Here is a 17,622-nt window from a genome sequence, read left to right on the forward strand (position 1 = left end):
AATGGCTGGCATCATCTCCGCACGGCAGGTTCTAACGCCCTCTGGATGGCTTGCCGACCACGCCATTCACCTCGACGAACTTGGCACTATCGTGGAGATATCCCCGCGCGGTTTCGATCCCGCCACTGCTGTCGGGACTGCACTGCCCGGCCTCGCCAACGTCCACACGCACAGCTTTCAGCGCGCCATGGCAGGGCTAGCCGAAGCGCGGGGCCCGCAGGGGGCGGACGATTTCTGGACGTGGCGGAAAGTGATGTACCGGTTCCTGGATATATTGACGCCGGACCACATCGAATCCATCGCTGCACTGGTGCAGATGGAAATGGCACAGGCGGGCTATTCCGCATCGGCCGAATTCCATTACGTGCACCACCAGGTCGGCGGCAAAAAGTTCGACGACATCGCCGAATTGTCCAACGCCATCTTTGCGGCGAGCCAGACCAGTGGCATCGGCCTCACCCATCTGCCGGTACTCTATACTTATGGCGGGCTGGACAGGCGTTCGCTGAATGGTGGCCAGTTGCGGTTCGGCAATAGCGTCGACCAGTTCGAGGCGCTGTATACGCGGATCGCCGACAACAGCCGCGGTCTGCCGGAAGACTTCCGCCTTGGCGTTGCCCCGCATTCGCTCCGGGCAGTCGATCGGGACGGGATCGAGACATGCCTGGCGCTCTGCCCTGAAGGGCCCATCCATATCCATGCCGCCGAACAAATCAGGGAAGTTGAAGAGGTAGAGGGCCATCTGGGCGCGCGTCCTGTTCGCTGGCTGATCGACAATATGCCGGTGGACGAGCGCTGGTGCCTGATCCATGCAACTCATCTCGATGCAAACGAGGTTAAGGCCCTTGCCGCTTCGGGCGCGGTGGCGGGCCTTTGCCCGACCACCGAGGCAAACCTTGGCGACGGGATTTTCGCAGCCCGTGACTATTTTGCGGCTGGCGGGCGCTACGGCATCGGTTCGGATTCCAACATTCGCCTGTCGGTTGCGGAAGAACTGCGCATGCTCGAAGTTTCGCAGCGACTGAAGCACCGCCAGCGCGCGGTGCTGACCGATGACGCGACCCGGTCCAACGGGCGCTATCTTTACGAGCGGGCGGCTCGCGGCGGTGCGCAGGCAATCGGACGGAAAGCAGGCACTATCGAAATCGGGATGCGGGCCGACATCGTCGGCCTGCGCGATGATCTGCCCTTCCTCGACTGGCCGCAACCGGACCAGCGGCTCGATGCGTGGATTTTCGGCGTGGAAGCACACGCCGTTAGCGACCTGTGGTCCGCGGGCCGCCATATCGTGCAAGACGGTGAGCATATTCGCGCTGCCGACATCCGTGCGCGCTTCGCCCGCACTATCCGGGAACTGGGCGCCGCCCTGTGAATGCACAAACGCACCGCGGCATTCGCGAAGCCATTCGTGCCCGCATCGTGGCGGGCGAATGGAAACTGGGTGAACTGATCCCGGGCGAGGTCGATTTCGCCGAGCAGTATGGCTGTTCGCGGACCACGGTGAATCGCGCTCTTCAGGCCCTGGCCCAAGAAGGCATCGTGGAACGCAAGCGCAAGGGCGGCACCCGCGTACGCCCACTGCCCCTCCCCCAGGCGCAGGTCCGCATTCCGCTGGTGCGCGAACAGGTTGAAGACATGGGACGAACCTACAGCTGCGAAATCGTAAAGCGCCGGAAGACGCAACCACCCGTCACAACTTCGCTTAACCTTCAGATCGCGGAAGACAGATCGGCAGCCTATCTGGAGACCCTGCATCTTGCGGATGGGCAGCCTTTCGCTTTCGAAACACGCTGGGTAAACCTTGCTACGGTACCCGATTTCGAAACTGCCGACCTCGGCACGCTGAGCGCAAACGAATGGTTGGTTCGCAAAGTCCCCTTCACGCGCGGCGAGGTAGAACTGTCGGCGATATCGGCTGACGCGAGAATAGCGCAAATACTGAGTATCGGGCGCGGAGAGGCGCTTTTCACCATGCGCCGAACGACGTGGCTCGGCGAACGCTCTGTCACGACCATGGCGTTGCACTATACTCCCGGATATCGGCTGGATTTCACGATCTAGGTCGAAACGAACGGGCTAAGGTTCCAACCGCTTCAGATCGTGCCTTGTGTCGATATCGGCGATGGAGCCGGGATCGTCGGTTGGAACACGGATAACACCGCTTTTGCCGGCAAGGACGGCGCGAGCGCCCTGATCGCCCTTGAGACTTTCGATCAGAGGAAATAGCTTGCTGGACAAAGCCACCGGATGCCCCGGGATACCTTTACACTCGGGATACGCTGCCGGGGCGCCGCCAGCTACCTCTGTCAGCACACGATCGGCCAGTCCGGGATCGAGATCGGGCATGTCGCCCAGAAAGATCGCTACCGCGCGCGTGTCCTGTGGCAGCGTTCGCAGCCCGAATGTCAGCGACGCCGACAACCCTTCTTCCCACTGCCTGCAGCGAACCAGAGAAAGACGGCGATCGGCGAACGGTGCCAAGGCTGCCGCGACGTCATCGGCCTGCGCTCCAAGAACAGCCGTTACGCTGGTTACACGGGATGAAAGGGCTGCTGCGACGGACCAGTAGATGAGCGGGCGTCCGCGAAAAGGGGCAAGCAGTTTCCCGCCTCCGAACCGACTACCCGTCCCCGCGGCGAGGACGATGGCATGGCACCCGGTCGCTTCAGGCAGCGACATGCGGTTTGCGCGAGGGAGCAACGACACGGCGTGTGTCCCCGCGGCAGGCGTCCACTATTTCGGCGACGACCGACAGTGCCACCTCCCATGGAGACGACGCCCCGATGTTCAGACCAATGGGAGCCGAAAGCCGTGCGATCGCTGGCTGATCCAACCCGGCAGACCGCAGGCCGGCGAGGCGTTGGTCCAGCTTGCGACGCGAACCGAGCACCCCGACATAGCCTGCAGGCGATTGCAGGGCAGGGATCAGGGCGCTTTCATCCTGTTCGAGATCGTGAGTCGCCACGGCGACGGCCGTCCAGCGGTCGGGCGCCGGATCGTTCATGGCCTCTGCAAGGGTCCGCCGATCATAGGATACGCCAATGGGCGGATGGGCTTGCGGTCCGAATGGAGCAAGAATGGATACGTCCCAGCCGACGGTCTGGCCGAGCCCCGCAATCGCAAGTGCAAAGGGATCGGAGCCGATGACCACCAGCCTCTGACACGGAAAGTAATGACGGACGATCAGGGCTGGCGCGGTGTCATCGCCATGTTCCTGCGCAATGCATTTTCGCAGCCGTCCATCGCTGATCCAGACAGCGGGTCGGCGCGCAGTTGTAAGCGATCGCAGATCGGCGAGCGCCGCATCGGTCGGCGACACCCGCTCGATGATCACTTCGATACTGCCGCCACAGGGCAGGCGGATGTCAATCAGCGGACTTCCGGTTCCATAGACGATAGTGCGGGGTTGCCCGTCATCGATTACCTCGCGCGCATTCAGCGCCACGTCGTCTTCGATGCAGCCACCCGACAGAAAGCCCCAGCTTTCTCGCGCGGTGACGACCATCTGTGCACCAACTGGCCGCGGGCCGCCATCGGCCTTCACGATGGTGGCCAGGGCAAAGGCATCGCCCCGATTTGCCACCTCGAACATACGCGGCCGGACATCGTCTTCGAGCCCGCTCATCAGCCAGGCAGAGTTTTCAGCCATCCTTGCGATTTACACCCCGTCTGCTGCGATCACGCAAGCGCCGGTAACCGGTCGAGATATTTATCGACCGTAATCGGGTATTCGCGCACCCGCACACCGGTGGCGTTGTAGACGGCATTGGCAACCGCCGCATTGGGCCCGCAAATACCAAGTTCGCCCACGCCCTTCGCCTTCATCGGGGAAACGATGGGATCCAGCGTGTCGAGGAATATGCATTCCTGGTGAGGAATGTCCGCATGAACCGGCACTTCGTAACCGGCCAGATCATGATTGGCGAAAAAGCCGAACCTTTTATCGACATGCAGGTCTTCCATCAGTGTTGCGCCCGCTGCCATGACCATTCCGCCGATTACCTGACTGCGCGCAGACAGCGGGTTCAGGATGCGCCCGGCATCGCAAACGGCCAGCATGCGCGTGATGTGCACTTCGCCGGTAAAGGCATCGACGCGCACTTCGGCGAAATGGGCGGCATAGGTGCCCACATCGTAATCCGATTTGAAATCGCCATAGGTCATTTCGCCATCGGCACTGAGTGCCCCGGCTTCGGTGATCTGCCAGCCCTGTCCATCCAGCGTCGCGAGGCCTCCTTGGAAATCCGCCGCATCGCCATCGAAGCCGAGCTTTTCGCCAATCATCCGGCGCAGATTGACGCAGGCTGCGTAAACGCCCGCAGTCGAGCTTGCGGCGCCCCATTGCCCCCCGGAGCCCGACGAGACGGGGAAGTTCGAATCCCCCAGTTCAACCGTTACGCTATCGAGCGGGAGACCCATGGTTTCGGCGGCGGTCTGCGCAATGATGGTGTAGGAGCCGGTGCCGATATCGGTCATGTCGGTTTCGACCTTGAGCTTGCCGTCCGCGGACAGGCTGACACGCGCGGCCGATTTGGCCGTCGGACCCGCACGGTATCCGGCAGCCACGCCCATGCCCGTCAGCCAGCGACCGTTGCGCGCCTGGCCTGGCTGGGCCTTGCGTTCGGACCAACCGAAGCGTTCGGCCCCTTCCTTCAGACAGCGGGCGAGATGGCGATCCGATATCTTGGTTTCGGGGTCGCCCGGAACGACACCGTGTGCATCGTTGAGGATACGCAGTTCCACAGGATCGATGCCCGCCTGTTCGGCCAGTTCGTCCATCGCGACCTCGAGTGCCATATGACCCGGCGCTTCGCCCGGCGCGCGCATGGCATTGCCTTCGGGAAGATCGATCTGCGAGACATAGGAAGCGGTCAGCCGGTTGGCTCCGGTATAGAGTTTGGGCGTTTGCAACGTGCCATGCTCGCCATCCTCGCCGGTGATATTTGCCGACCAGCACTCATGCGCGATGGCGGTGATCCTGCCATCCGATCCCGCCCCCAGGCGCACGCGCTGGATGGTGGCCGGGCGATGGGTCGAATTGTTGAACATCAGCGGGCGCTGCATCGCGATCTTGACCGGGCGCTTTGCCGCCTTGGCCCCCAGCGCGGCCATCACCGCGTCGGCGCGGATGAACAGTTTCCCGCCGAAACCGCCGCCGACATAGGGCGAATCCACCCGCACATTGTCGGCCTCGATACCAAGGATCGATGCCAGCGCCCTTTTGCCCCAGTTGATCATCTGGTTCGACGTCCACACCGTCAGCTTGTCGCCTTCCCAGGCAGCTATGGTGGCAAACGGTTCCATCATCGCATGCGCTTCGTCAGGCGTGGTGTAAGTGGCATCGATCTTCACGGCCGCACCGCCGAAAGCCCCATCGAAATCGCCCAGGGTGTCCTTCATCGATTCGCCGCTGAAGCCGGTGCCGATTTTGGCCGCGCTTTTGACGCGGGCAAGATCGTGGACGCCATCGGCGGCATCGTATTGCGTACGGATCAGGCTGGCGGCGGCCCTGGCCTGTTCGAACGTTTCGGCCACCACGACGGCGATCGCCTGATGATAATGGGCGATGTCGCGGCCGCCGAAGAGCGGTGCATGATTGTAGGGGCTGGTCCCAACCGGCTCATGTTCGGTCGCCGCAACGATCGCGACGACCCCGGGCGCCCGGCGGGCATCGCCCAGCTCCATCGACCGGATCCGGCCCTTGGCAATCGCCGCGCCGACGATCCAGCCATAGGCCTGACCAGCGACGACGTCGTGCCGCTCTGCCGCATAGGGCGCGGCGCCCGACACCTTGAGCGGCCCGTCGATACGCGGAGTGGACTTGCCGACTAGCTTGGCGCGGTCGAACAGGTTCTCAGTCGCAGGAGCGTTAAATTCCATCTGATCAGCCTCTCGCGTCTGCAAGGATGCCCGCAAGTGCCCGTTCGGCGAGCGGGATCTTGAACTTGTTCTGTTCGGTCGGACGGGCATCGGCAAAGGCCTCGGCCACCACAGCCGATGCCCCTTGCTGAAGCAGCGCGTCCGCCGCCTCCACACGCCACGGCTTGGGCGCTACACCGCCGAAAGCAACGCGTCCTGTGCCGTCAGCCTGTATGACCGCCGCCACAGACACCAGCGCAAAGGCGTATGACCGACGATCGCGGACTTTCTGGTAGAAATGCTGTCCGCCCAGCGGCTCCGGCAGAACCACGGCCGTGATGAGTTCGCCGGGCTCAAGCACCGTTTCGGTCTGAGGGGTGTCGCCCCAGAGGCGATGGAAATCGGCAATCGGTATTGCCCGCGCCGTCCCGTCTGGTTTCACGGTTTCGACCACTGCGTCGAGCACCCGTAGCGCCACGGCCATGTCTCCGGGATAAGTGGCAATGCAGGCATCAGAAATGCCGATGACACCCAACTGCCGCGAAAACCCGCCTAGCGCTGCGCAGCCATCGCCCGGCTTGCGCTTGTTGCAGGGCATGTTGGTGTCGTAGAAATATGCACAGCGGGTCCGCTGCAACAGGTTTCCGCCAGTGGTGGCCTTGTTGCGCAACTGTCCCGACGCGCCTGCCTGGATCGCCCGCGTCAGCACGGCGTAATCCCGCCGCACGGCAGGATGGGCAGACAGGGCAGTATTGGAAACAAGCGCGCCGATCCGCAACCCGCCTTCCGGCGTTTCCTCGATCGCATCGAAGCCCAAGTCCTGTACATCGACGAGATGAGTGGGCGTCTCCACCTCGATCTTCATCAGATCCAGCAGATTGGTGCCGCCGGCGATGAATTTGGCCCCCTGCGTTTCTGCAACCGTTTTGGCCGCGTCTGCCGCCGTTTTCGCCCGTTCGTAAGTAAAGCTGCGCATGATCAGGCCCCCGCCACTTCGGCCATCGCCTCGGCGATGTTGGAATAGGCGCCGCAGCGACAGATATTGCCGCTCATCCGTTCGCGCATCTCCACATTGCTCGGCTGCATTGCCCCATCGAGATCTTCGGTGACATGGCTCGGTATGCCTTTGCGAATCTCATCCAGTACGGCGACCGCCGAACAGATCTGCCCCGGAGTGCAATAGCCACACTGATAGCCATCATGCTTCACGAATGCGGCCTGCATCGGGTGGAGCCTGTCGGCAGAACCGAGTCCTTCGATCGTCGTTACCTCGTCACCCTCGTGCTGTACCGCCAGGCTGAGACACGAATTGATCCGCTCGCCATTCACGATCACCGTGCAGGCGCCGCACTGGCCATGATCGCACCCCTTCTTCGTGCCGGTTAGCTGCAAATGCTCACGCAAGGCGTCCAGAAGCGTTGTCCGCGTATCGAGGTCGAGCTGGCGATCTTCGCCGTTCACGGTAAATTTGAGGGGCACGGTAGCCTCAACGGCAGAAGCCCCGGAATTTTCCTGCGCAAATGCGATCGACGCTCGGCTGGCCGCTGCCGAAGCCACTCCCCCTGCCAGAACGCCCCTGCGAGAGACCTTGAGAAATCCGTCCTGAGCCATGGGCGCCTCCTGTTTTCCTGCCTTGCCATCACTATGGCAGCAAAGCTCCCGATACCAAAATGCTGATTTGCGACCATGCCGTGACTGCTTGGATGCCGACGTGGGTGCTTTTGACTTCGCCAGCAGCGGAGCAGTCGCCCGGCGAATTTGTGCAACGAGCACCTTGCTCGCTACAACGTAGAGCTTCAGAACCGAAACGCGCGACTATGCATGCTTCGATCGGTGACGAGGCGCGCTACGCTTGTCAGAGAGACGGCGGCACCGTGGCATGCAGTAGCGATCACTTGCATCGGGTCGCCGCCCGTCTCACGGGCCAACGGTGGCGGCGCATCAGCAGTCTCCACCGCAGTTTCATCATGTCCGGGGACACGAAGGCGTTCTATCACGGCTTCCAACTTTGCCGAAGCTTCCAAAGCGCGAGCTGGCGATCGCTTCACGCCGGCGCTATCCAGTTCGCGCACCGCAAGCGCGATTTCATGAACCCAATAGCTGGTAAGGACGAGCTGGCGCGTTATCCCGTCCCGCTGGCCGCTGGCACGCGCCCCGGGAAAAATACGCAATGGCTCGATCACGTCCCGCATGTTTGAAACCTTCGCCTCGAAATCATGCAGTGCGGCAGTCAGCTGCAGCCGGTCAATCGGGCCATCCGGTAGTGATGTTTCCAGCACAGCACGGGTTGTATCAAGAAGATCGTTCAATTGCTCACGGGCATAGGCATCTGTGCTCTTCGGCAGCACGAACGCTGCGACGATGATCCCGGCAGTTGCACCGATCGCCGTTTCTTCAACCCTCAGCACCATCAATGCGTCGGTGAAGCGCCCCGTTGCCAGAAACAGCAAGGCAACGGTCACCGTGATCCAGAAAGCCATCCAGGTATACGATTGAGTGAAGGCGTAAAAAACGCAGAAAATCGCGAGCGGCATCAGCGCCAGAGCGACATGAATGTTGCCCTGCAGGGCCCAGACAACGCCCATTGCCACCAGAATGCCTGCCAAGGTTCCGAATGTGCGCTGGAGGGACTTGGCCAGCGCTTGGCCGCGCGAAAATGTGCCTGTGAACATAACGAACACGGTTATGACCGCCCAATACCAGCGTTCGGGCGAGAGCATCACCCCGCCCAGGATAGCGAGCGCTGCAGCCGCCGCCGATTGAATAGCGGAACGAAATTGCGCTCGGACTGGCGCGGCCGGTGGCACTTTTCGCGACCTCGCGGCGTCGAGATCAGGCGGTAGCAACAGCGCTTGCTCGAGCCTGTCTATCCCAGAGCCAATCAGCGCAAGGTCGCCGTTGTGCGAGAGCGGCGTGTAATCGATCAGCGCTTTCGAAAGGCTCTCCAGTTCGCGCTTGTCGGCATTCGGCATGCCGACCCGTTCCAGCTGGTCCTGAAGCTGTAATGCAAAGCGCTCTGCCAGAGCCAGGATGGATAGAAGGGCTTCGGCAAGCGGCCGGTGAGCAAGCCGCCCGCCCGGAAGATTGTCCAACTCGTTTTCGGCAATGTTCACCGCATTGGCAACCCGGGCCAATTCCCGCTTCAAGTGAGGAGCTTTCTGCGTTTCACCGAAGCGTGCAGCCACTTCCAGCATGCCCCCCATGCGCATCCGTATCGAGCTGACTGCCCAACGCATACGCCGCCAGGGCCTGTGCGGCACGACCAGTTGGTGTACGATCAATGCGCAAACTGCGCCGATTACCACTCCGACCCACTGCCAGTGGAGCATCTGCGTGTCGGGTTTGAGAAACGCACCGAAGAAATAGCTGACATTCGCGGCAAGCCCGACCGGGATCCAGGGGCCGCCAAATTGACGTGCATATGCCACTGCTCCGATCAGCAGCACGAAAACGAAATGATTTATCCAACTCGTATGTAGCAGAGCCGAAAGCGTAAACATCGCACCTGCCGATGCGGACAAGGCGAGTATCTTGCCAATCCGCGCCCGCGTCTCGTCGTCGCTTATCGCCGCGCAGCTGAAAACCGTGACGGGAAAGGCAATGAGAAACGCCGTGACGGGTGCTCCAAACGCCCCACCGGCCAAAACGGTCACCGCCATCGTCAGCACAAAGGCGAACATGGCACGCGCACCGCGGGCAGTCCGCAGCAGCCCGGGATCGGCACGTACCAACATCCGCCGGGCGCCCGGCGGCAAGGCATTTACGAACAAGGTGAGGAGGGTTGGCACTGCCTTGCCGATACAGCAATTGCGGATGGGTGCGACAGTGTAATGCTGGGTCAAGCAAATACCTGCCGCTATTGCTCAAATGTTCTCGGCGGTCATGAATGGGGCCGCCAGGGACATGGCAGGATTTCGGTAAACCATGAAAGTGGTGCCGCTTAGGTGACTCGAACACCTGACCCCATCATTACGAATGATGTGCTCTACCAACTGAGCTAAAGCGGCACTTTCGCACTGCTGCGAGAAGTGGAGGCCCGAGCCGGAATCGAACCGGCGTGCAAGGATTTGCAGTCCTCTGCGTAACCACTCCGCCATCGGGCCTCGCCCGGCCTCTCGGCACGGGAAGCGGCGCACTAGCGATTCTCGCACCCAAAGGCAATCACCACATGACACCTTACGTAACGTCAGTCTTTACGCGTGGCCGGTTAGCGGCAATGTGATCGACCATGAGCATTGCCAATCTTCTCGATCCGATCACGGCCCAAGGCGGGCAAACACGCTTTTCCGGTCTCGACCAGTGGATGCAGGGCCGGACGCTTTATGGCGGTGCATCGGCGCTTGTCGCCTATACTGCAGCCACCCGCGCCTTTCCCGATCTGCCACCCCTTCGCGCCGCACAGGTCGCCTTCGTGGCGCCGACCGGATCAGATATCGAGGTCAGACGCGAAATCGTGCGGCAGGGGCGCAATGTGACGCAGGTGCGCAGCGAACTGTGGTGCGAAGGCCAGTGTGCGCTGAGCGCTTTCTGGCTGTTTGGCACCCTGCGCGAGGCGAATGCAGTCCATCCCGCTGCACCGATCGAGGAATGGCCCGGGCCGCCCGAAGATGCGGAGGATGCCATGAATGGGAAGGGGCCGGCCTTCATCACCAATAATTTCGAGATTCGCCGCGCGCAGGATGTGCGGGGCCCGGGCGCGCCGATCGTGCGGCGGTGGGCGCGCCTGACCGATCGCGACGCGCTCGATCCGATATCGCAGCTCATTCTGATGGGCGATGTGCTTCCGCCAGGCGCGATGCGAGTCATGAAACGACAAGGTCCGCTCAGTTCGATCAACTGGTCATTCAACCTGCTCGACACCGAACCGACCACACGCGATGGCTGGTTCCTGTCGGAAAATGCCAGCCAGCACGCCGATCACGGCTATTCTTCCGAGCGGCTTCGCCTCTGGAATGCCGACGGCCATCAAGTGCTGGACGGTATGCAGAGCGCCGCGATCTTCGGCTAGGTGCAGGAGACCGAGCGGGCGCCGAGCCCTCTCTGTTGCGGCTAGAGACAGATTTCCCGCTCCAGCGCGATAGCCCTGCGAAATGCCGCGTCATGGCTGACGCACAGAATGGCTCCGTCATAATCGCGCAAGGCCATTTCGAGCAGTTCGATCGCGTCGATATCAAGGTGGTTGGTCGGTTCGTCGAGGATCAGCAATTGCGGCGGATCCGGCCGCGCGAACAGACAGGCCAGAGCCAGCCGTACCTTCTCCCCGCCGGACAGCGCACCTGCCAGTCGGTCGGCCCAGTGGCCCCGAAAGCCGAACCGGGCCAGCGCAGCATGCGCCTCCTGCCGATCCAGCGCCGGATTGTGTCGCCGCATCGCGGCAATCAGCGTTTCATCATCACCCAGCAATGCCAGGTGCTGGTCGAGCACAGCGATACGATCCCGGTCCGCTTCGATCTGCCCGGTGGCGGGTTCGGCTGTACCGGTCAGCAGGTGGATGAGGCTGGTCTTTCCGGATCCGTTCGCCCCGACGAGCGCGATACGCTCGGGGCCGCGGATATGGATGTCGAGCGGGCCGAACAGACGGCGCGGACCGAAATCGCGTGCCACACCCGAAGCATCGACGAGCACATGGCGCGAGGACAGCCCGCAGGAGCCAAGCGCGATATGCACGGGCACCACGCGCTCGACCCGCGATTGCGCATCGCCCAGCGCCTCCTGCGTTGTGCGGGCCAAATCCTGCCTGACAGCCAGTGTGCGGGCGCCAGTCTTTTCCGCCCGCTGCTGCTGGGCATAGAGATGCATTTTGGGTTCCGCCTTGCGCGCGGCGACGGCGCGGCCGCGCTTGTCGCGCCGAGCCTGCTTTTCCAGTTCACGCTGCTGGGTGCGCTGTGCCGCCTTGTGATCCGCCTTGGCCGCCTCGAGCGCATTGATCGCACGAGCGCGCTCCCCATCGCGATAGTCGCGAAATGCCGACCAGGCACCGCCGAACACCGTGGCCCCGGCCGTGGACAGATCGACGATGCGGTCGACGTTTTCCAGCAGTTCGCGGTCGTGGCTGGCGCACAGGATCGCCCCATGCCACCCCGTCAACAGCCGGATAATGGCATTGCGCCCGTCGCGGTCGAGATTGTTGGTCGGTTCGTCGAGGAGCAGGATAGCGGGGTCGGGAAGCAGCAGCGCGGCCAGCTTCAACCGCATCCGCTCTCCGCCGCTGAAACTCGCATAGGGGCGGGTCCAGTCGACTGCGGGGAGATCGACCTGCGCCAGCGCCGCCTCCAGTCGTGCCGACAGGGTCCAGTCGGCACGATCGATATCGTCCTCGCGCGGCCTTCCCTCCTCTATCCGCCGCAGCCGTGTCAGGTCTTCTGTAGCACCCAGCACATCTGCAACGATGCGATCCCCCGCAATGCTTTCCTGCCGCAGAAAGCCGACGGCGCCATTGCATAGGATGGAGCCGGAGTACGAACCGTCACCCACGATCGCGCGCAGCAGCGTGGTCTTGCCCGACCCGTTCCTGCCGAACAGACCGATGGCTTCGCGACCGACGGTCAGCGATAGGGCCGGGAAAAGCGGAGTACCGTCGGGAGTCGCGACGGACACGGAATCGAGAACGAGATTGGGCATGGATCACCGGAGCAGAGAATTGTCGGAAAGGACGAATTTTCGCTCAGATGTTCATCGATGCCTTGCTCCTGTCAGTTCGGCCATACCGGGCCGCGCTCGCAATTTGGCGACGGATGTCGCAAAGTGCAAGCGGCCAGCGCCTCAGTCGGCGAAGCGGGGCGGGCGCTTTTCCATTTCCGCCATGACCGCCTCGACCTGATTGGGCGTGCGCATGATGCCATCCTGTTCGCGGCTTTCCGCCAGAAGGATGGCATCTTCGCCTTCTTCCTGCATGACCTTGAACAGGCGCTTGGAGCCGCGGATGGCATCGGGGTTCTTGTTGGCGATGGTTTCTGCCAGCGCGGTGGCCTTGGCCAGAGGATCGTCGTCGATCATGGTGGCGAAGCCCAGGCCGAGAGCCTCTTCGCCAGAGAATTCCCGGTTGGTATAGGTCAGCTCGCGGAGGGTGTCGTCACGCACCAGGCCGCGCCAGAGGGTATAGCCGCCCATGTCTGGGACGAGGCCCCATTTCATTTCCATAACCGCCATGCGCGTTGCCGGATGGACCACGCGGATGTCCGCGCCGCTGGCGATCTGGAGACCGCCGCCGAAGCAGACGCCGTGGACGGCGGCGATGACTGGGACGGGGCATTTGCGCCAGGTCATCGCGGCTTCCTGCGCGCGGTTGGCATTGCCGTGCGTGCGGTCGACGAGCTTTGCCTGCGGGTTCGAGCCGCCGGCCGCCATGCTGGACAGATCGAGCCCGGCGCAGAAGGCGCGACCTTCGCCAGACAGGACTGCCACCCGCAAACCCTTCATTTCGCGCAGGGCCTGGCCTGCTTCCAGCACGGCTTCGAACTGCGCGCCATCAAGCGCATTCATCTTGTCGCCGCGCGTGAAGCGGACCTGTGCCACGCCATTATCGGCGAGATCGATCGAAACGCGATCCTGGAAATTCATGCCTAAATCCTCTCTCCCGGCGCCGACGGTTCGCCGCCTACATGTCAATCATACGTTTGATCAGCCGTGTTCGGCGAGAAAACGCTTCACGTTTCGGGCAGCCTGTCTGATGCGCTGTTCGTTTTCGACCATGGCGATGCGTACGAAGCCTTCGCCTTCTTCGCCATAACCCACACCTGCCGCGACCGCGACGCCGGCATGTTCGAGCAACTGCTTGGAGAATTCCAGGCTGCCGACATTATGGAAGGCTTCCGGGATCGGCGCCCAGGCGAACATGCTGGCGGGCGGCGAGGGAATGTCCCATCCGGCGCGGCCGAAGCTTTCGACCATCACATCGCGGCGATGCTGATAGCGCGCGCGGTTTTCCTCCACCACGTCCTGCGGCCCGTTGAGCGCAGCACAGGCGGCCGCCTGGATCGGAGTGAAGGCGCCGTAATCGAGATAGCTTTTCACCCGCGTCAGCGCCGAGATCAGTTCCTGATTGCCGACCGCGAAACCCATCCGCCAGCCGGCCATGGAATAGGTCTTGGACATGGAGGTGAATTCGACCGCCACGTCCTTGGCGCCGGGCACCTCGAGGATCGAGCGGGTGGGCTTCCCGTCGTAATAGAGTTCGGAATAGGCGAGGTCCGAGAGGACCCAGACCTTGTTCTCTTTCGCCCAAGCGACCAGCCTTTCGTAGAACGCGAGATCGACCGTTTCCGCCGTGGGATTGCTGGGATAGTTCACCACCAGCACCGTCGGGCGCGGGACGGTATAGGCCATCGCGTTGTCGAGCGCCTTCCAGTAATGTTCGTCCGGCGTGGTCGGCACGCTGCGGATGGTGGCCCCGGCAATGATGAAGCCGAAGGTATGGATCGGATAGCTGGGGCTTGGCGCCAGCACCACATCGCCCGGCGCGGTGATGGCCGTGGCCATGGACGACAGGCCTTCCTTCGATCCCATCGTCACCACGACTTCGCGTTCGGGATCGAGATCCACATTGAAGCGGCGACCGTAATAATTCGCCTGAGCCTTGCGCAGGCCCGGTATGCCTTTCGACTGGGAGTAGCCATGCGCGCTGGGCTTGGCCGCGACTTCGCATAATTTGTCGATCACATGCTGGGGTGGCGGGCGGTCCGGATTGCCCATGCCGAGATCTATAATATCCTTGCCCGAGCGCCGCGCCGCATGCCGCATCGCGTTCACTTCGGCGATGACATAAGGTGGCAGACGCTTGATGCGGTAGAATTCGTCGGACATTCGAGCTCTTTCGGGCGTTGGTTGAGTCACACTGATTACCTATTCACCATGCAGGTGCAAACGCCGCAGGTGCAAGCAGACGCGTAATATCCTATTGCTGCCCAAACAGGCGCTTGAAACGCCAGAGGAGCGAGAATGACCGACGACGGCCCCGATCCCTTCACCAACATGTTCGAAGCACCCGCGAAATTCGCGCGCACGATGTTCGCGCCCTTCGCCGAGGCGAGTTCCGGAACGCCGCTGAGCGCGGAGGACATGCGCGAGTGGACCGCCGTCGGCGCGAAGCTGCAGGGGATGTGGCTGGAATACCAGACCGAGCAGCTGACCAATCCGCAGGCGCTGGCCGCCTATATGGACCCGACCCGCTGGATGAAGCTGGCGCAGGACTGGTACCGCCAGATGCCGATCGCCAACCCTGCGCAGCAACAGGCGCTGATGCAGGAAGGCATGGCGATGTGGCAGCAGGTGCTGGGCCAGTACGGCCTTGGTCCGGATGGCCAGCCCGAAGCGAAGGGCGAGCCCGACCTGCCGCGCACGGACCGGCGCTTTGCCGATCCGCGCTGGCGTGCCCACCCCGCCTATGCGCTGATCCACCAGACCTATCTGTTCCTGGCCGAACGCGTGGCCGACATGGTCGACAAGATGGAGGGCCTGTCGGACGACAAGCGCGAACAGCTGCGCTTCACCACCCGCACGATCACCGAAGCGGCAAGCCCCGCGAACTTTCCGTTGCTGAACCCGGTAGTGATGGAGCGCACGCTGGAGACGCGCGGCGAGAATCTGGTGAAAGGCATGGAGCATCTGATGGCCGATCTGCGCCGCGGGCAATTGTCCCATACCGATGCCAGCGCCTTCAAGCTGGGCGAGAATATCGCCGTGACGCCCGGCAAGGTCGTTCACGAAACGCCGATGTACCAGTTGATCCAGTATTCCCCGACAACCGAAACGGTGCTGGACGTGCCGCTGGTGATCTTCCCGCCCTGGATCAACCGATTCTATATCCTGGACCTCAACGCCAAGAAAAGCTTCGTGCGCTGGGCGGTGGAACAGGGCATCACGGTGTTTATGGTCAGCTGGAAATCGGCCGATGCCAGCATGAAGAACGTGATCTGGGACGATTATGTGCGCGCCCAGATGGACGCCATCGACCACATCCGCGAGCGGTTGAACGTGAAGAACGTGCACGCCATCGGATATTGCGTGTCCGGCACCACGCTGGCGGCGACGCTGGCACTGCTGCATCGCCGCGGCGAGCAGGACAAGGTGAAGAGCGCGACGTTCTTCACCGCACAGGTCGATTTCGAAAAGGCGGGCGAACTGCTGAATTTCGTCGACGACAATCAGCTGGGCATGGTCAAGGCGATGAGCGCCGATGGTTATCTGGACGGTCGTTATATGGCGGCGACGTTCAACATGCTGCGCGGCACCGATCTGATCTGGAATTACGTGGTCAGCAATTACCTGCTGGGCGAGGATTATCCCGCCTTCGACCTGCTGCACTGGAACGGCGATGTCACCAATCTGCCCGCCAAATGGCATCAGCAATATCTGACCGACCTATACCGCGACAACAAGCTGGTCGAAGCGGACGCGCTGAGCGTGGACGGCACGCCGGTCGATATCGGGCTGGTGAAAACACCGACCTATGTCCAGGCCGGCAAGGAAGACCATATCGCCCCTGCCGAAAGCGTCTGGCGGATCAACGATCATTTCAGCGGACCGCTGAAGTTCGTCCTGGCAGGTTCGGGCCATATCGCGGGCGTGGTCAATCCGCCCGATGCGAAGAAATACCAGTACTGGACCAATGACGGATCGCCGCGCACGCTGGCAGAGTTCCGCGAGGGCGCCGAAGAACATCCCGGAAGCTGGTGGCCCGACTGGATCGACTGGCTGCACCAGCAGGACGATGCGACCGTACCTGCAAAGGGCAAGCGCAAGCCCGGCGGCAAAGGCGACACGGTCATCGAAGATGCGCCGGGACGCTATGTTTCGACACGCTAAGTAGCCGACATTAATAGACTTTCCGGATTATTGTGCACTGCACAAAAAATCCTTGACTTCGCTGGTGCAATGCCTATTTTGTGCAGTGCAACAAAGCGAGGTCTCCCATGGCTGATAGCCAGAGTAAAATCGATGCGGCCGCCGAAAAGGCATTTGCCGACGCCGCCGAGAAAAAGACCGCGGATTCGGCCAAGCAGCCGGTAGACGCCAAGGCAGTCGAAAAGGCTGTCGATGCTGGAGCTTCCGCTCCGGTCAAGGCCGATGCCGTCGCCAAGGCCGTCGCTGCCGAGCCCGCCCCCAAGGCCAAGGCATCTGCAGGAAAGACCAAGCCGAAGAAGGCACTTGCAAAGAAGAAGGCCGCACCGAAAACCGCTGCTGCCAAGACTACACCGGCGTCCTCGACCAAGGGCGCTCCTGCCAAGGCGACTCCCGCCAAGCGCAGTTCGATTTCCCAGTTGAAGGATACGATCATGGCCACTGCCAACAAGACCACCAATATCGAATATACCGCCAAGGCGAAAGAAATGGCTGCCGACATGCAGACCCGCGCCAAGGCCGCTTATGAAAAGGGCACCGAAATGACCAAGGACGCCGTCGAGTTCCAGAAGGGCAACATCGAAGCGCTGGTCGAATCGGGCAAGATCCTGGCTGCCGGCATGCAGGACATGGGCCGCACCTATATGGACGAAGCCAAGTCGGCTGCCGAAACCGTCCAAGGCGACGTCAAGAAGTTCGCTGCGATCAAATCGCCGACCGAACTGTTCCAGCTGCAGGGCGAAATCGCCCGCCGCAATTTCGACGCCATGGTTTCGACCACTTCGAAGAACACGGAAGCCATGCTGAAGCTGGCCAACGAAGCCTTCGCACCGGTTTCGAACCGCATGAGCCTGGCCGTCGACAAGGTTTCGAAGGCCGCCTGAGCGCGTTCGACCGAATTCAATTCCGCCGGGCCCTCTCTCC

14 protein-coding genes and 2 tRNA genes are annotated in these 17,622 nt (G+C 62.1%); 5 read left to right on the top strand and 11 right to left on the bottom strand.

What is annotated here, in order from left to right:
- The first annotated feature begins 1 nt into the window (after window position 1).
- Window positions 2-1,372, top strand: coding sequence for a formimidoylglutamate deiminase (locus KYK83_RS14740; protein WP_222828831.1), 1,371 nt, complete (start codon window positions 2-4; stop codon window positions 1,370-1,372).
- Window positions 1,369-2,061 (top strand): histidine utilization transcriptional repressor HutC, encoded by a 693-nt coding sequence (gene hutC / locus KYK83_RS17560; protein WP_222828832.1) that lies wholly within the window; start codon window positions 1,369-1,371, stop codon window positions 2,059-2,061. Before KYK83_RS14740 ends, hutC begins: the two co-directional genes overlap by 4 nt.
- Before the next feature lie 15 nt (window positions 2,062-2,076).
- Here the strand turns inward: hutC and KYK83_RS14750 are convergent, their stop codons facing one another.
- From KYK83_RS14750 to KYK83_RS14785, 8 genes are all read right to left on the bottom strand, one after another.
- Window positions 2,077-2,679 (bottom strand): nucleotidyltransferase family protein, encoded by a 603-nt coding sequence (locus KYK83_RS14750; RefSeq protein ID WP_222828833.1) that lies wholly within the window; start codon window positions 2,677-2,679, stop codon window positions 2,077-2,079.
- Complete coding sequence (locus tag KYK83_RS14755) at window positions 2,666-3,649, bottom strand: XdhC family protein (protein WP_222828834.1); 984 nt, start codon at window positions 3,647-3,649, stop codon at window positions 2,666-2,668. The genes KYK83_RS14750 and KYK83_RS14755 overlap by 14 nt, the downstream gene beginning before the upstream one ends.
- A 29-nt stretch (window positions 3,650-3,678) precedes the next feature.
- Window positions 3,679-5,880: an aldehyde oxidoreductase molybdenum-binding subunit PaoC gene (gene paoC / locus KYK83_RS14760; protein ID WP_222828835.1), complete on the bottom strand. Its 2,202-nt coding sequence runs from the start codon at window positions 5,878-5,880 to the stop codon at window positions 3,679-3,681.
- Window positions 5,881-5,884: 4 nt separating this feature from the next.
- The gene (locus KYK83_RS14765) at window positions 5,885-6,835 is read right to left on the bottom strand and encodes an FAD binding domain-containing protein (RefSeq protein WP_222828836.1); all 951 of its coding nucleotides are present in this window, start codon (window positions 6,833-6,835) and stop codon (window positions 5,885-5,887) included.
- Between the two features lie 2 nt (window positions 6,836-6,837).
- Complete coding sequence (gene paoA, locus KYK83_RS14770) at window positions 6,838-7,470, bottom strand: aldehyde dehydrogenase iron-sulfur subunit PaoA (protein ID WP_222828837.1); 633 nt, start codon at window positions 7,468-7,470, stop codon at window positions 6,838-6,840.
- 185 nt (window positions 7,471-7,655) lie between these two features.
- Window positions 7,656-9,701: an FUSC family protein gene (locus KYK83_RS14775; RefSeq protein ID WP_222828838.1), complete on the bottom strand. Its 2,046-nt coding sequence runs from the start codon at window positions 9,699-9,701 to the stop codon at window positions 7,656-7,658.
- An 89-nt stretch (window positions 9,702-9,790) separates the two neighbouring features.
- A tRNA-Thr gene (locus tag KYK83_RS14780) sits at window positions 9,791-9,866 on the bottom strand.
- Window positions 9,867-9,888: 22 nt separating this feature from the next.
- A tRNA-Cys gene (locus KYK83_RS14785) sits at window positions 9,889-9,962 on the bottom strand.
- Window positions 9,963-10,087: 125 nt separating this feature from the next.
- On the opposite strand from KYK83_RS14785, the gene KYK83_RS14790 reads away from it, so the two are divergent.
- Complete coding sequence (locus KYK83_RS14790; RefSeq protein WP_196846957.1) at window positions 10,088-10,867, top strand: acyl-CoA thioesterase; 780 nt, start codon at window positions 10,088-10,090, stop codon at window positions 10,865-10,867.
- Window positions 10,868-10,908: 41 nt separating this feature from the next.
- On the opposite strand, the gene KYK83_RS14795 is transcribed toward KYK83_RS14790, so the two are convergent.
- From KYK83_RS14795 to KYK83_RS14805, 3 genes are all read right to left on the bottom strand, one after another.
- Window positions 10,909-12,480, bottom strand: coding sequence for an ABC-F family ATP-binding cassette domain-containing protein (locus KYK83_RS14795; RefSeq protein ID WP_222828839.1), 1,572 nt, complete (start codon window positions 12,478-12,480; stop codon window positions 10,909-10,911).
- A 141-nt stretch (window positions 12,481-12,621) separates the two neighbouring features.
- A complete protein-coding gene (locus KYK83_RS14800; protein WP_222828840.1) occupies window positions 12,622-13,419 on the bottom strand; it encodes a crotonase/enoyl-CoA hydratase family protein in 798 nt (265 codons plus the stop codon).
- Between the two features lie 60 nt (window positions 13,420-13,479).
- Window positions 13,480-14,661, bottom strand: a complete 1,182-nt coding sequence (locus tag KYK83_RS14805; protein ID WP_103022252.1) for an LL-diaminopimelate aminotransferase — start codon at window positions 14,659-14,661, stop codon at window positions 13,480-13,482.
- 135 nt (window positions 14,662-14,796) lie between these two features.
- Between KYK83_RS14805 and KYK83_RS14810 the strand changes: the two genes are divergently transcribed.
- Together KYK83_RS14810 and KYK83_RS14815 are read left to right on the top strand one after the other, a co-directional pair.
- The gene (locus KYK83_RS14810) at window positions 14,797-16,662 is read left to right on the top strand and encodes a PHA/PHB synthase family protein (protein WP_222828841.1); all 1,866 of its coding nucleotides are present in this window, start codon (window positions 14,797-14,799) and stop codon (window positions 16,660-16,662) included.
- 107 nt (window positions 16,663-16,769) lie between these two features.
- A complete protein-coding gene (locus KYK83_RS14815) occupies window positions 16,770-17,582 on the top strand; it encodes a phasin family protein (protein WP_222828842.1) in 813 nt (270 codons plus the stop codon).
- Window positions 17,583-17,622 lie beyond the last annotated feature (40 nt).

The organism is Qipengyuania pacifica, from assembly GCF_019857205.1.
Taxonomy (GTDB): Bacteria; Pseudomonadota; Alphaproteobacteria; order Sphingomonadales; family Sphingomonadaceae; genus Qipengyuania; species Qipengyuania pacifica.

Excerpts from the sequence above, each read along its gene's own strand:
- KYK83_RS14765 (WP_222828836.1), bottom strand. The coding sequence starts at position 6,835 with ATGCGCAGCTTTACTTACGAACGGGCGAAAACGGCGGCAGACGCGGCC.
- KYK83_RS14750 (WP_222828833.1), bottom strand. The coding sequence starts at position 2,679 with ATGTCGCTGCCTGAAGCGACCGGGTGCCATGCCATCGTCCTCGCCGCG.
- KYK83_RS14790 (WP_196846957.1), top strand. The coding sequence starts at position 10,088 with ATGAGCATTGCCAATCTTCTCGATCCGATCACGGCCCAAGGCGGGCAA.
- KYK83_RS14805 (WP_103022252.1), bottom strand. The coding sequence starts at position 14,661 with ATGTCCGACGAATTCTACCGCATCAAGCGTCTGCCACCTTATGTCATC.
- KYK83_RS14800 (WP_222828840.1), bottom strand. The coding sequence starts at position 13,419 with ATGAATTTCCAGGATCGCGTTTCGATCGATCTCGCCGATAATGGCGTG.
- KYK83_RS14810 (WP_222828841.1), top strand. The coding sequence starts at position 14,797 with ATGACCGACGACGGCCCCGATCCCTTCACCAACATGTTCGAAGCACCC.
- paoC (WP_222828835.1), bottom strand. The coding sequence starts at position 5,880 with ATGGAATTTAACGCTCCTGCGACTGAGAACCTGTTCGACCGCGCCAAG.
- paoA (WP_222828837.1), bottom strand. The coding sequence starts at position 7,470 with ATGGCTCAGGACGGATTTCTCAAGGTCTCTCGCAGGGGCGTTCTGGCA.
- KYK83_RS14755 (WP_222828834.1), bottom strand. The coding sequence starts at position 3,649 with ATGGCTGAAAACTCTGCCTGGCTGATGAGCGGGCTCGAAGACGATGTC.
- KYK83_RS14815 (WP_222828842.1), top strand. The coding sequence starts at position 16,770 with ATGGCTGATAGCCAGAGTAAAATCGATGCGGCCGCCGAAAAGGCATTT.
- KYK83_RS14740 (WP_222828831.1), top strand. The coding sequence starts at position 2 with ATGGCTGGCATCATCTCCGCACGGCAGGTTCTAACGCCCTCTGGATGG.
- KYK83_RS14795 (WP_222828839.1), bottom strand. The coding sequence starts at position 12,480 with ATGCCCAATCTCGTTCTCGATTCCGTGTCCGTCGCGACTCCCGACGGT.